The 13,179-nt window shown below is 68.0% G+C and carries 10 protein-coding genes and 1 pseudogene; 6 read left to right on the top strand and 5 right to left on the bottom strand.

Annotation, left to right across the window (positions count from 1 at the left end):
- The first annotated feature begins 1,299 nt into the window (after positions 1-1,299).
- The 4 genes from ACZ7OO_RS27535 to ACZ7OO_RS27520 all read left to right on the top strand — a co-directional run bounded on the left by ACZ7OO_RS27535 (position 1,300) and on the right by ACZ7OO_RS27520 (position 5,337).
- Positions 1,300-1,563, top strand: coding sequence for a helix-turn-helix transcriptional regulator (locus ACZ7OO_RS27535; RefSeq protein ID WP_171159254.1), 264 nt, complete (start codon positions 1,300-1,302; stop codon positions 1,561-1,563).
- Positions 1,564-1,723: 160 nt separating this feature from the next.
- Positions 1,724-2,611, top strand: coding sequence for a DUF6083 domain-containing protein (locus tag ACZ7OO_RS27530; RefSeq protein WP_471508659.1), 888 nt, complete (start codon positions 1,724-1,726; stop codon positions 2,609-2,611).
- Positions 2,612-2,757: 146 nt separating this feature from the next.
- Positions 2,758-4,221, top strand: a complete 1,464-nt coding sequence (locus tag ACZ7OO_RS27525; RefSeq protein ID WP_471508646.1) for a UvrD-helicase domain-containing protein — start codon at positions 2,758-2,760, stop codon at positions 4,219-4,221.
- A 156-nt stretch (positions 4,222-4,377) separates the two neighbouring features.
- Positions 4,378-5,337, top strand: a complete 960-nt coding sequence (locus tag ACZ7OO_RS27520) for a hypothetical protein (protein ID WP_471508644.1) — start codon at positions 4,378-4,380, stop codon at positions 5,335-5,337.
- Between the two features lie 73 nt (positions 5,338-5,410).
- On the opposite strand, the gene ACZ7OO_RS27515 is transcribed toward ACZ7OO_RS27520, so the two are convergent.
- Together ACZ7OO_RS27515 and ACZ7OO_RS27510 are read right to left on the bottom strand one after the other, a co-directional pair.
- Positions 5,411-7,852 (bottom strand): glycoside hydrolase family 65 protein, encoded by a 2,442-nt coding sequence (locus ACZ7OO_RS27515; protein ID WP_471508642.1) that lies wholly within the window; start codon positions 7,850-7,852, stop codon positions 5,411-5,413.
- Positions 7,853-7,907: 55 nt separating this feature from the next.
- Positions 7,908-8,783: a universal stress protein gene (locus tag ACZ7OO_RS27510; RefSeq protein ID WP_471508640.1), complete on the bottom strand. Its 876-nt coding sequence runs from the start codon at positions 8,781-8,783 to the stop codon at positions 7,908-7,910.
- Between the two features lie 191 nt (positions 8,784-8,974).
- Here ACZ7OO_RS27510 and ACZ7OO_RS27505 point away from each other — a divergent pair, with 191 nt between their 5' ends.
- On the top strand, positions 8,975-9,655 hold the full coding sequence (locus ACZ7OO_RS27505; protein ID WP_471508639.1) for a CBS domain-containing protein: 681 nt from the start codon (positions 8,975-8,977) through the stop codon (positions 9,653-9,655).
- 59 nt (positions 9,656-9,714) lie between these two features.
- On the opposite strand, the gene ACZ7OO_RS27500 is transcribed toward ACZ7OO_RS27505, so the two are convergent.
- Positions 9,715-10,635: a DUF1918 domain-containing protein gene (locus tag ACZ7OO_RS27500; RefSeq protein WP_471508638.1), complete on the bottom strand. Its 921-nt coding sequence runs from the start codon at positions 10,633-10,635 to the stop codon at positions 9,715-9,717.
- Positions 10,636-10,751: 116 nt separating this feature from the next.
- Here ACZ7OO_RS27500 and ACZ7OO_RS27495 point away from each other — a divergent pair, with 116 nt between their 5' ends.
- Positions 10,752-11,426: a CBS domain-containing protein gene (locus ACZ7OO_RS27495; protein ID WP_471508636.1), complete on the top strand. Its 675-nt coding sequence runs from the start codon at positions 10,752-10,754 to the stop codon at positions 11,424-11,426.
- Positions 11,427-11,507: 81 nt separating this feature from the next.
- On the opposite strand, the pseudogene ACZ7OO_RS27490 reads toward ACZ7OO_RS27495, so the two are convergent.
- Together ACZ7OO_RS27490 and ACZ7OO_RS27485 are read right to left on the bottom strand one after the other, a co-directional pair.
- Positions 11,508-11,795 (bottom strand): annotated as a pseudogene (locus ACZ7OO_RS27490) (dsRBD fold-containing protein).
- 244 nt (positions 11,796-12,039) lie between these two features.
- Positions 12,040-12,858, bottom strand: a complete 819-nt coding sequence (locus ACZ7OO_RS27485; protein WP_471508634.1) for a universal stress protein — start codon at positions 12,856-12,858, stop codon at positions 12,040-12,042.
- Positions 12,859-13,179 lie beyond the last annotated feature (321 nt).

The raw sequence follows: 13,179 nt of genomic DNA, 5'->3' as shown, positions 1-13,179 counted from the left end.
GCGGGCCTACTCGATACCAGTCAATCGATCACTCGGGAAGGTACGCCCTCCGCGTGTGCCCTCCCGAGCCGATCCACAGGTAATGAGCATTGCTCGCGGCGGGGGATGTGCTCCGGGTGCTCACCGGACCACGACTGATGGCGTCAGTGTCCATCGCAAATCGTCAGCCACCTGGTCTGCACCCCAGTACTTCAGGACGTGTGTTCTCTTCAGGTGGTCAAGGGTGCCGTGGAGTGCATGAAGGGGGATCCCGCATTCCCACGTGATTTGCTCTGTCTCGGCGGTCCCACTGTGCTCGCCAGGGGGGCAGTGACTCGCCAGGCACAGGGTGACGAGCATGGAAAGAGAGTCCGAGCCCGGACGAGCACGGCAGGCGGTGCGCAGCGCCCAGTCTGCGGCCTGTAGCCGGTCAGGACGGGCGGGATGCTGCGCGAGCAGGGCGACGTCAACCATCCGAACCTCCACTGCGCGTTCGCCGGACGCGAGCGGGCGCAGCCACCCGGCTTGGGTGAGCTCATGCCATGCATCTGCAGCGGCTCCAAGGCGAAGGCTTCGAAGCACTCCGTAAGGCAGCCTCGTTTGAGCTGCGTCGTTCATGCGAAGTGCGCACTGCAGGGCGATCAACCGGGCGTCAGCTCCCACATCGGCGGGCAGGGCAGCGGCAAGGTAGTTGAGCATCTCCCGCACCCGTGTTCGACTGTCAGGCGCTCGGGTGCGGCGCCGGCGCGCGGGTTCCTGCCTCTGCGGTGGGGCGGCGGGGACGAGGACCGTTTCGGGGACGATGGACGCCTGCGACGTAGCAGCGGCGCATGCGACGCACGCGTCGGTGAGGCGCCACAGGCGTCCACCGCGCTCGCGGATCAGCAGGAGCTGGATTGGTCCGTGGCAGCCCCGGTGCCGGGAGTGCCACGTACAGCCCCGCTCCTGGCACTGACATGTCCGCAGATGTACGGGAAGTGGATTTCGCCGCGCGTGCAGAGCTAGATGAGCCAGGGCCTGAGTCCGCGCTTTGGAGCCGATGAGTCGCCGTCCGCCGTGGGCGCACTGCTGACAAACGAGGACGGGCCCGCCGGGCTGCGGGCGCAGTTCAACCGTCCACGTACGCCGTACACCGGACTGAGCAGAGCAGAGCCTCATGGCGCGCGCGTTCCTCCTGCCCTTTCCGCGCTGGTCCCCGTCGGCCGGGTTCGGCGGCACACGGTAGTGCAGACCCCTGCCCTCTCGCCGAGCGTCGCGCTGTCGGAAATAGGGCAGAGGTCTGCACTGACAGGGCAGGGTGCTGCACCGTCGGATGGTCAGGTGACGATCTTCCCGCCCGAGCCGGACTTCGAGGCCCTGCGCCTGGAGCTCGCTCGGCTACGGGCGGCGCGGGGGTGGAGCTATGACGAGCTGGCCGCTCGCAGTGGGCTGGCCAGAAGGACCCTCATCGAGATCGAGCAGGGTCGCACCATTGGGACCCTCAAGACGTGGCACGCCCTGGCCCACGCGCTGAGCACCCCGCTTGACGAGCTGTTCGGCGCCCTGTGTCACGGGCACGAGCCCCCGACGAGCGGTGGTGGCTGACGGCCGCTTCAGGGTCGACACGGCTTCCACCCGCACGGATGACGCGACTCGCATTCTTGGTCGAGGTGTCGAACCCTTGTTGCCATAATAGAGGCCATTCGGTGGATGAAGGCGGCCCGGTCATCGCCTCCATGGCGTGTCGCTTGGCACCTTCGCGCTCATGAGCTCTTCATCTGCTCCCCGACGCCACTGGGACGGCAGCTCCACGGCCGACCACAGGCGGCGTTCGCTGCGCGTCGCTGCTGACAGCCCCACCCGGCTTCTTCGCTGTGCTCAGCGCGACCGTTGCCGCGCATGCGGCAACGCGATCGAGTGGTATCGCCGCAGTGACGAACGATTCGCGTGCCTGCATCCCGAAGAACTTCCGTCAGCCAACGTGCCTGACAAGCTCCGCTGGCATGTCAGTTCAGGCCTCGCCCATCCCGCCGGAGACGGCAGACCTTGGTGCCGCATCGCCCATGCCGCCGTCTGCCCTGCCTCCACTGGAGTCACTGCCAATCATTCAGGGCTGTCGGGCTTGCGGCGGGCACTGGCTGTCAACACACGCCGCCTGATCGACTCCGGCGCGTTCACTCCCTCCGCCTCAGAACCGGGTCCTGCACAGACGCCGGAAGCGTGCCGACCTGCACGACCCGTTGTGCAGCTTCTGTACATCCGCTATCTGGCCGCCCAGCCGGTAGAAGAGATCCAATGCGTTGCCCAGACGCGTCACCGCGGTCGTTGCCCTCAGCGGCTCCTCACCCAGGGCGCCCTTGCCGGCAGGTGGACCCTGGTGCCGGCCACAGCCAGGCAGGAACAACTTGCCTTGCCCTCCGAGATCATGGCGTTGTACGACCTCACCCACCTGCCGTACAGCGAACAGTTGCGCTGGCGCGCTCAGCGTTGCAGCGCCCACGCTGCTGCCACTGCGGCAGCTGACCTGGTGATGGCCGAGTGGGAGCCCTTCGATCCTCTCCTGCACCACACGCACATCTACCGTCGGCTGCCCACTCGTGTTCGGCATCCACAGCGGGGCGCTCACCCACGACGTCAGCCGGGCCGTCACTAGCTCTGCCTGGTGAGCTGCTCGCGACGATTCGGAGCCGCACGGCATGCACCTCAGGCCACGGTGCCCAAGCCACCGGCTTGGGCACCGTGGCCCACCGTCTGAAACCTGCGGCACATCCACCTGTTCCTGTCTCTTTCGGAGTCCGAATGCACACGCCCACCGACGAACAGGCTCAGGCCGTCGAAGCCTTTCGGCAGGGTCACCATCTCGTGCTACAGGCAGGCGCTGGCACCGGAAAGACCAGCACGCTGGCCCTGCTTGCCGCGAGCGCCCGTAGCCGCGGCCGCTTCCTTGCCTTCAACAGGGATGTCGCCCATGAGGCTTCCAGCCGGTTTCCGCGGTCGGTGACGTGCAAGACCGCCCACGCCATGGCCTACGCCGCTCTTGGGCATCGTTTCGCTCACCGCCTTAGAGGCCCCCGTCAGCCCGCCTGGAAGAGCGGCCAGGCGCTCGGCATCGACGGACCGGTCCGGATCGGTGACCGTGATGTCAGCCAGAGGACGTTGTCCCACGCCGTGTTGCGCACAGTGACACGCTTCTGTCACTCCGCCGATCGCACCGTGGATTTCCGGCACGTGCCGAGCCTCCGGGGTTTGGAAGAGCCGGACGATCACGCTGAGCTTGCCGAGATCGTCGTACCCTTCGCCGGGAAGGCGTGGGGGGATCTGCAGAATCCCGAGCACGGTGTTGTCCGTTTCGAGCACGACCACTATCTGAAAATGTGGGCGCTCACCGACCCCAGGATCGATGGTGACTTCCTTCTCCTGGACGAGGCACAGGACACCAACTCGGTGGTGGAGCAGGTGTTCACAGCTCAGGGGGCCCATGCCCAGCTGGTAATGGTCGGCGACTCCGCTCAAGCCATCTATGGCTGGCGTGGGGCACGTGATGTGATGACCGGCTTCGATGCCACCCGCCTCAGCCTGACCCGGTCCTTCCGGTTCGGCCCCCTTCTCGCCGATCAGGCCAACACGTGGCTCAGCCTGGCCGGAGCATCGATCCGGTTGACAGGCACCGAAGCGATCCCGACGGAAATCGGCCACGTCGCACATCCGGACGCCGTGCTCTGTCGCACCAACATCGGGGCCATGACGGAGGTGCTGCGGCTGCTTGCGGCCGGACGCCGTGTCGCACTGTCGCGAGGTGGGGAAACACTCGTCTCGCTCGCGATCGCCGCCAGGGCGCTCAAGGACGGCCGCCCCACCTCCCACCCGGAGTTGTTCCTCTTCTCCTCGTGGGGCGAGTTGCAGGACTACGCGCAATACGATCCTGCCGGCCGGGATCTGCAGCCGTTCGTGGAACTCGTGGACACTCATGGTCCAGAGGCCGTCATCGCTGCCGTCAATGCACTGACCGACGAAGACCAGGCGGACGTCGTCGTTTCCACCGCGCACAAGGCGAAGGGGCGTGAATGGCCCCGAGTGAGAATCGGCGATGACTTCCCGCCGCCCCCGGACTCCGACCAGCAGGACGCCTCTGGGCGTCCGATCCCCGAGCCCGTGAACGAAGCCGACGCACGCCTCGCTTACGTTGCGGTCACCCGCGCCCGGTCCCGACTCGACTTGGGCGGACTCGCGTGGATCAAGAACCATCCGGCTGTTGCAGGGTGAGCAGGAGGACTGCCCTGCTCGGGACGAAGCCCTTGGACGCCAAGCTCTCACGGGGGCTGGATTTCGGATCAGGCGTACCGCTGTCAGTCGCTCCCCCTGCTGTCGCCGGTCCATCCTGGGGCATCGTTTTCGCCGAATGGCCGTAGGTTGTTCGCTATGCCAAGTGTGCCGACGGAGCCTGCTCCGTTCCTGTCCACTATCACGACCGCCAGTTCAGCCCTTGTCGCCATCGTGGGCGGCCTTCTCGTCGCCAGATTCGTGACTCTGGGTTCCGAGCAAGAAGGGGCCCAGCGCGTCCTGACTGATGCCGAGGCACGGCTCGAGGCCGTGAAGACGCGGGCGGAGGCAGCTCGCCGGAAACGGCTGTCCTTCGACCTTGACCGCTTCTTCAGCAGAGAGGTGATCGTGGCCGTCGACAACGGTGTGCTCGACGCCGCTGGACTTCGTGAGGTAAGACGGTACTCGGCCTTGCAAGACGAAGAAATCGAACATCACGCCGCCGTGGTGGCCGAGGAGTTGACACGAGCCGAGGCGGCCTGCAGGGCGTTGCTGTCCTCCGACGAGGCGGCCGAGCCATCCAGTTGGGATGACCTTCGTCGAAGCCACCCCGAGCTTCAGATCGAGATTGAGGACGCGTGGGAGATCAAGTTCTGGCAGCTCACGGCGCCTCCCGTGAGAAGTCACAACTTGCCCGGCCTTGGCTTTCGCCATCTCCCCGCGATGATGACGAGGCCGAGCCTTTCCGAGACGCTGATGTTGCAGCGCGGTATTCGACGAGATGCGCTGAAAGCCCAGGAGGAGCGGTCGCAACAGCAATTGGAAGATCTTGTGGGCGAGGTTGCGCGGCTGAGACAGGCCCGTGAAGCGATCGTCAAACCGAAGGGGCTCGGCTTGGGCCTCGGAATTCTGAGTTTCTTCACGGTGGTTGGCGTGGTCGTGCCGCTGTTCATCATGAGTACGGCACCGAAGGACTTGACCAGCACCATGGGGGACACCGTCTTTGGTCTGTTCATGGCTGGCCTAGTGGCACTGCTCGGCTATATGGCGATTCTGGCCCTGCGCCTTCGAGTCAGCCGCTCGAGGGGCGGCAGAGATGCCACCACTTCGCCATCGTGAAATCTCCTGGAGCGACCTCATGGCAGGGCTGGAACCGCTTCAGGCAGCAGTAGAACGCCGATGCCGGCGTCGGCTAACAGGCGCGGTCAGGAGTAGCGTGACGAGCCGTCTGGGCGAGGTCCGGCACTACGAGGGAGCAGGTTTCCCCAGGCGCGATGGTCACCGCCCGATCGGCCAGCATCACCCGAATCGGCGACTCCTCCGAGTCCGGCACGCTGATCTCCAGCTGCCCGCTCCGGCGGCGTATGCCCACGCCCCAGTGACCGCGATAGTGCATCGTGAACCCGTACTCGGAGAGCGCCGGGAGCGGCACCGGGTCGAGCCACAGGGCGTCCTCGCGCGTCTCCAGCCCCGTCAGGCCACGCTGGACCAGGTCCAGCGTCCCGGCCATGGCGCCCAGATGGATGCCCTCGCCGGTTGTGCCGCCCTGGATGTCGGCGACGTCCGCCTTCAGGGCTTCATGGACGTACTGCCATGCCTCGGCCCGTCTGGCCCTGGCGAGGACGAAGCCGTGGACGAGTTCGCTGAGGGTGGAGCCATGACTGGTGCGCTGCAGGTAGTAGTCCACGGTTCTGCGCCAGATGTCGTCGTCCAGGTCGTACCCGAGACGACGGAACAGGGCTCGCAGCTCGGCGGGTGAGAACAGGTAGCCGAGCATCAGAACGTCGGCCTGCTTGGACGCCTTGTAGCGGTTGGCCGTGTCGCCCTCGGCTTCCAGGATCCGGTCCAGCCTGCGGATGGTGCTGTAGCGCGCCCGGTAGACGTCCCAGTCCAGCTCGGCGAGGTCGTCGTAGCCCTCGAACTGGCTGATGACGCCGTGGTGGAACGGCACTCGCAACCGTCGGGAGACCTCCTCCCACTTCAGCAGTTCGTCGGCGGTCAGCCGGAGCCGGTCGCACAGTTCCTCGCGGCGCCATGTGGGAAGGCGCCGTAGGAGCTCCAGGGTGCGGGTGAGGACCCAGGCCGCGGTGACATTGGTGTAGGCGTTGTCGTCCAGTCCCGGCAGGGTGGCACCCGGGTAGCCGTCGTGGTACTCGTCGGGGCCGACGACACCGCGAATTCGGTAGCGGCCCCTGTCGGGGTCGAAGGCGGCGAGGTCGGCCCAGAAGCGGGAGATCTGCAGCAGCATCTCCGCGCCCCTGGTGTGGAGGTACTCCGTGTCGCCGGTGGCCTCGCAGTACTGCCAGACGTTGTAGGCGATCGCCGAACCCACGTGGTGCTGGAGGCGGGAGTGGTCCGGCAGCCAGCGGCCCGAGGCCGGGTTGAGATGCCACTCCTGGGACTCCTCACGGCCGTCGCTGCCGCTCTGCCACGGGTACATCGCCCCCGCCCGGCCGGTCGCGGTCGCCGTTCGGCAGGCGCGCGGGAGCCGCTGGTAGCGGTAGTTCAACAAGGATCGTGAGACCTCAGGGAAGTGCAAGTTGAGATAGGGCAGGACGAAGAGCTCGTCCCAGAACACATGGCCCCGGTACGCCTCGCCGTGCAGGCCCCGAGCTGGAGCCCCTACGTCAAGGTCCGCTGTGTTCGGTGACAGCGTCTGCAGGATGTGGAAGAGGTGGAAGCGCAGGATGCGGCCGGCTTCGCCGGGCACCTGGAGGTCGGCGCGCCGCCACAGCCGTTCCCACGCGGCGGTATGGGAGTCCAGGAGCGCGGGGAAGTCCGGTGCTGTGGTCACCCGGTCGACCGCTTCGCCGAGCGGGTCGCTGATCGCCGTGTCCCGCGAGGTGTGAAGGGCCACGGTCTTGTCCACGGTGATGGGTCGGCCTGATGAGAAGGGGATCATCAGACGGTGGACCGCGCGTTGGCGGGCCGGACGGAGCACCGACAAGGCTGGAGCCCCGTCGGCGATGACCGTCGTCCGGGCGGCCAGGGCGACGGAGATGTCCGACGTGCTGGTCCGGCAGGTCAGCCAGACCGTGTGGGGTTCGTGGGTGCCGGTGCGCACATGGGTCACATGGTGGCGGTTGAGGGCGCGGTAACGGTGCACGTTGCCGTTGATCACCTCGCCGTCGATCGAGCTTTCGATCTCGATCTCGCCTGACCAGTCCTCGGCCGTGATGACCGTGCGCAGCGCGGCCAGGTGTGGGTCCCCCATGTGCACCAGGCGGATCTGCTCGACGCTGAGCGTACCCCTCTCGCCCATCCGGTGCCGGAAGGATCGGGTGAGCGTGCCGCGGCGCAGATCCAGGGTGTGCTTGTGGTCCAGGAGCGTGTGCGTGCTGGGAGAGATCCACGGGCCCCACGCTCCCTCGGCGCGGCGCAGACGGCATCGGAGAAGCAGCCAGTTGGGGAGGTTGACCAGATCCTCGTTCACCACGCGCCGCCCCGCCACGGTCGACTCCACGCGGTTGTAGCAGCCGGCCACATAGGTCGCCGGGTAGTGCACCAGGCCGGCCCGGCGCTCTGGCAGCGCGCCCCGAGTGGCGAAGTAACCGTTGCCGAGGGTGCAGAGGGATTCGCGCAAGCGCTCGGCGGCGGGGTCGTAGCCCTTCCACTCCCACATCCACTCCGGCATCCGTCACCTTCCTATCCTCCGGAGGCCCTGGAAGCCCAAGTACGTGCGGCGAGTCTCAGACCGGTTGCGGAACGACGACGACCGGGCATTCCGAGTGGTGCAGGAGGGCGTGGGCGGTCCTGCCGAGTTGCAGACCGAAGTGTCCGTGTCGTCGCTGGGCGCCGACGACGATCATGTCGGCTTCGGCTGACGCCTTCAGGAGAATCCGGTGGGCGGGGCCTTCGAGCGGCTGACGTCGGACATCCACCTGAGGGTGCTCCCGTACGGCCTCACGTAGTGCGTCGTCGAGGCCGGTGGAAGCCCGCTCCTCGCGCAGCCGGGCAGCGTCGTCCGCGATCAGCATGTGGTCCACGGGCTCCTGCGACGGGTTGCGCCAGGCCCGTACGGCCGTCAGGGCGCAGCCGCGCACCTCCGCCTCGCGGACGGCGAACCGTACCGCCGCCGCGCTGCCGGTCGAGTCACCAACACCCACGACGATGCGGCCGAGGGCTCCCCGGCGGTTCGGATCCGCGCCACGGACCACGACGACCGGGCAGACGGCGCGGGCCGCGACCGCGAGGCTGACGGATCCGAGGAGCATCCCGGCGATCTCGCCTCGCCCGCGTGAGCCCGTGACCAGCGCGAACGCCTCGGGGGCCGCCTGCAGCAGCGCGGACACGGCGTCCTCGGCCAGTACCTCACCCGAGACCTTCACCTCGGGGTTGCGGCGCCGGGCCCGCTCCACGCAGGACGCGATGATGTGCTCGGCCATGACTTCCTCGGCCGGGCGGTCCGTGGTGAAGGACGGCTGGGCGCCCTCGTACACCTCCCACAGGGAGGCATGGATGAGGCGAAGCGGCAGCCCGTACCGTGCCGCCTCGTCCACGGCCCAGTCGACCGCCGTCAGACTGGAGTCCGACCCGTCGACGCCTACGACCAGTGGGAGGTCCATCGCCGTCACCGCCTTTGCCGCCGGACTGCCGTGAGCCCCTGTGAATACCGTCGCACTGCCTGCTCGGCGCCGCGACACGCCACCGGGCCGGACTGGTCGGTCGCCGGCCGATTTGCGGTGGGTGCGCTCGCCGTGAAGCTGGAGGCAGTGGCCGAGCCAACCCCCTCCGGAACCTTTCAAGGACTCAGGGCATGCCTGTCGCTGTTCCGCACATCGTGAGCGATGTGATGACCGCGCCCGCTGTCGCCGTCGGGCGTGACGCGCGCTTCAAGGAGCTCGTGCGGGTCATGGACGAGCGCCATGTGAGTGCCGTGCCGGTCGTCAGTGGCGAAGGGCGGGTCGTCGGTGTGGTGTCCGAGGCCGATCTGCTGCTCAAGGAGGAGTTCCGGGACCGCGAGCTGTCCCACTTCGAGCGGATCCAACGCCGGTCCGACCTGGCCAAGGCGGAGGGCATGACCGCCGAGGAGGTGATGAGCACGCCCGCTGTCACGGTCCGACCGAACGACACCCTCACCCAGGCGGCCCGCCGCATGGCGGTACACCACGTCAAACGGTTGCCCGTGGTCGACGACGCGGATCGGCTGCGTGGCGTCGTCAGCCGTGGCGACCTGCTGAAGGTGTTCCTGCGGTCGGACGAGGACATCGAGGAGGAGGTCCGCCGCACGGTGGTGTCCTACCTGTTCCCCATGCACGCTCATGCCATCCACGTGTCCGTGGGGGACGGGATCGTCACGCTCCGCGGGCCCGTCCACGACACTTCGCTCATCTGGGTCGCCGAGCGCCTCGTCCATGGCATCGAGGGCGTGGTGGGTGTCGAGTCGCAGCTCAGTGGGGAGGACTCCCGCCCGGTGGGAACCTGCCCGGCCGAGTGACCCCGTGGGTGTTGGTTGGCGCTCCGGTTCACCTCACAGGGCGGGTAAACCGCGGCTGTCTACTGATCAGCCGGAGTTATCCGGCGGCCCGTGAGGCTTGTGGGCCGGATCGACACCCACATCTCGCGCTCGCCGCCGGCCCAGGGGGTGGTGTGCGCGTGCTGGGTGAGCCTGTGTACTGCCTCCGGCTCCGTCACGACGCTTGCGGGGCCGACGGCGAGAACGCTCCAGCCCTGGCTCATGGCGTCGTCCACGTGGTCGACCTCGAAAGCGACTTCTGTCTCAGCTGCCGCGGCCGCCACGGAGTCGGGAGCGGTCCGGAAGACGATGGCGTCGGCGACGATCTCGTAGTTGACCGGGACGACCGCCGGGCGGCCGTCGGACGCCGACACCGCGACGCGACCCACACCATGCGTGGACAGCAGGGTGCGGCACTCTTCCGGGGCCAGGTCCCGCAGCTCGGGGTGCAGCAGTGCGTGGCCCTGACCGGGGGGAAGATCCATGCCTCCGCCACGGAGTGCGGCGACTGTGGTGCCGAGGGCGTCGGCCAGCCGGATGAGAGTCGCAAGGCTCGGGTCGGCGGGCTGCCCCTCCAGGTAGGCGAGGTAGTCGGGCGACATCATGGCACGGCGGGCCGCTTCTACCAGGCTCAGCCCTTGCCGTCGGCGTTCGACCCCCACGCGCCGTCCGATGTCGCCAGGATTGGTCGCTCTGGTCGACCGCGGAGCGGTGAACACGGTCTCCGCTTCGTGTGTGTCGGGCAGGGGCTCGCGTGTGGCCACGGGTTGTTCATGTCCCAGATGGTGGATGTGGGCGTCGGGCCCCGGGAACACGAGCGTCACTTCGTCCGTGTCCGACCAGCGCACGTCGTAAGGGGGTGTTCCGTCCTCGTGGTGCAGTCCGACGATTTCGCCGTCGCGCCTGGCGGCGCCGGTCGCCGGACTTTCGACGACGAGTTGATCGCCGAGGTGAGCTCGCATGATCGCCGCCCTCTCCTCAGAATGGTGCTGTATCCAACCTGCCACGCGGGCCGCACCGCCGCACGGGGCGGCTGCCCCGTCTCCACGAGCTGGGCGGCATGTTCCCGGGAGGCGACATGCACCACCGAACGGTCGAGGAGCTCATGAGCCGGGACGTCGTCCGGGCACGGCGTGACACGCCGTTCAAGGAGCTCGTCAGACTGCTGGAAGAGAACGACGTCACCGCCGTGCCCGTGGTGGACGAGCTGGACCGTCCGCTGGGTGTGGTGTCCGAGGCCGACCTGCTCCGAAAGAGCGCCGACCAGGCCGACCCCTCGGGCAGGACGCCCGTCCCGCACCTGGAGGCCTGGGAACGGGCCAAGGCCGAGGGCTCTCGTGCCGAGGAACTGATGTCCGCTCCCGCGGTCTGCGCACGTCCCGAGTGGACCGTGGTCGAGGCCGCCCGACTCATGGAGGCCCAGCACGTCAAACGACTGCCTGTGGTGGACGAGACGGACCGGCTGCTGGGCATCGTCAGCCGCGGTGATCTGCTGCGGGTCTTCCTCCGCCGTGACGAGGCCATCCGCGAGGAGATCACCGGCGATCTGCTGCGGCGCACCTTGGGACTCGATCCACGGGACGTGAGCGCGGAGGTGCGCGACGGGCGGGTGACGCTCGCCGGCACCGTCGAGTACAGCAGTCTGATCCCCGTCATCGAGCAGTTGTGCCGTGGCGTCGACGGCGTGGTGTCGGTGTCCGGGAATCTCTCCTACCAGAAGGACGGTTCCCGGGATGCGTCCACCGACACTTGAGCCGCGGCCGGATGAAACCCCCGGCCCGGGCTGCGAGCGCAGGCTCTCCCCCTTGCTTGTCTTCCCACGAACCATCGGAGTTCACGCGGGCCGTTCAGCGGTCTGAGGAATGCTGGGACGGGACGCCGCCATGCCCTGGACGTCGCGTTCGGCGGCGTTCAGGAGTTGGTGGGCGAGGTCGTGCATGGCCCTTCCTGCCGCCAGTTCGTCGCCGATCTACGGCACGTTCGTGTCCACCGGATTGCAGTGCGCGGTTCCATGCCCGGTGAGCGCCGTGGTGCCGGTGGCCAGCGTGACGTGTGCCTTCGTTGTCCCGTCGTCGTCTTCGAAGAGGTGGAGACGCACGCTCCACTGTCCGGTGTGCGACATCGTTCTCTCCTTGCCTGTGTGCAGCGCGCTGCTGCAGTCCGAGCAGCGGCGCTCCAGGTGACCGCACCGGATGGGCGGGATGGCTGGAAGCCACGTGGATGGCATCCAGTCGGCCACTGGGCGGTCCCCCGGTCTTTCCACGATCAGACGACGCCGCTCCTCGGCCACAGGGCCGAAAGTCCCTGTCGAACCGGCGACCGGCCCTGGAAGCCGACTGCGTCCCGTTCCCCTCGTGGCGGGGCGGTCACATCTGAGGGACGACGGCGACGGGACACGGTGCGTGATGCAGCAGTGCGTGGTTGATCAGGCCGAGCTGCAGGCCCGGATGCCCAAGTCGTCGACGGGCGCCCACGACCAGCAGATCCGCCGTCGACGCGGCTTCCAGCAGCGCCGGGCGCGCCGGTTTCTCGATCAGTCTTCGGCTCACCGCCGCGTCCCCATACCTTTCAGCGGGGTGGCGCAGAGCGTCGTCGAGAACCTGAGCCGGCGGGCGACGGTGGGCTTCCAGGAACCACGACGGGGCCTGTGGGGTCGTACAAGCACCGGACGGTGCACTCCAGGCATGCACCGCCACGAGCCGGCAGCCTCGCACATTCGCCTCGCGCAACGCGAAGTCGACGGCCGTACCGCTGCCTTCCCCGTCCTCGATGCCCACGACCACGTTTCCGAAATGGGCAGCGTGATGCTCCGGGGAGCCGCGAACCACGACAACCGGACAGTCGGCGCGTGCCGCCACAGCGAGGCTGACCGAGCCCAAGAGCATGTCGGCTAGGTCTCCGAGTCCCCTGGACCCCAGGACCAGCGCGAAGGCATTGCGCCCCTTGCCGACCAGTGCTGAAGCCGCGTCCTCGTGTGACACCTCGCTGGACAACCGGACCGCTGGAGCGCTCCCCCTGGCGCGCGCGGAGGCGGCGCTGATCACGTGGGACGTTTCCTGCTCTCCGGCCGTCGCGTGCAGCAGATGGAGCGGAACCCCGTGCCGGGCTGCCTCGGAGGCGGCCCAGTCGACCGCCTCCAGGCTCGCCTCGGATCCGTCGACGCCCACCACCAGGGGAATCGTCACCGCGCCTGTCTCCTCTCGCGCCGGATCACACGGCTCCGGTCCCCTCCGCCGCGGCCCCACATGCGCCGCGGTGAGGACCAGGGGATCCTCGAATGGGAGATACGCCTAGCGCCCGGTATGCAGGTGACGTGCGGACCGTTCACCCGGTCGGACTCGTCCGCCGCCCCCTCCAGCTTCGTACGAGACGGAGGCCGTCGCCATGCCACCAGTCGTCACCGTAGGGCTCACAGTCCGTCTGGGTGTTTGGCCGCCGCCTTCCGGGCCGCCGACTCGGAGACGGAGACGACACAAATCACGGGCGCTTCCCCGTCGCCGCCGTTC

It is taken from the genome of Streptomyces sp. NPDC111744, from assembly GCF_055634995.1.
This window is presented reverse-complemented; position numbering and strand designations above follow the sequence as displayed.

Excerpts from the sequence above, each read along its gene's own strand:
- ACZ7OO_RS27530 (WP_471508659.1), top strand. The coding sequence starts at position 1,724 with ATGAGCTCTTCATCTGCTCCCCGACGCCACTGGGACGGCAGCTCCACG.
- ACZ7OO_RS27525 (WP_471508646.1), top strand. The coding sequence starts at position 2,758 with ATGCACACGCCCACCGACGAACAGGCTCAGGCCGTCGAAGCCTTTCGG.
- ACZ7OO_RS27520 (WP_471508644.1), top strand. The coding sequence starts at position 4,378 with ATGCCAAGTGTGCCGACGGAGCCTGCTCCGTTCCTGTCCACTATCACG.
- ACZ7OO_RS27515 (WP_471508642.1), bottom strand. The coding sequence starts at position 7,852 with ATGCCGGAGTGGATGTGGGAGTGGAAGGGCTACGACCCCGCCGCCGAG.
- ACZ7OO_RS27510 (WP_471508640.1), bottom strand. The coding sequence starts at position 8,783 with ATGGACCTCCCACTGGTCGTAGGCGTCGACGGGTCGGACTCCAGTCTG.
- ACZ7OO_RS27505 (WP_471508639.1), top strand. The coding sequence starts at position 8,975 with ATGCCTGTCGCTGTTCCGCACATCGTGAGCGATGTGATGACCGCGCCC.
- ACZ7OO_RS27500 (WP_471508638.1), bottom strand. The coding sequence starts at position 10,635 with ATGCGAGCTCACCTCGGCGATCAACTCGTCGTCGAAAGTCCGGCGACC.
- ACZ7OO_RS27495 (WP_471508636.1), top strand. The coding sequence starts at position 10,752 with ATGCACCACCGAACGGTCGAGGAGCTCATGAGCCGGGACGTCGTCCGG.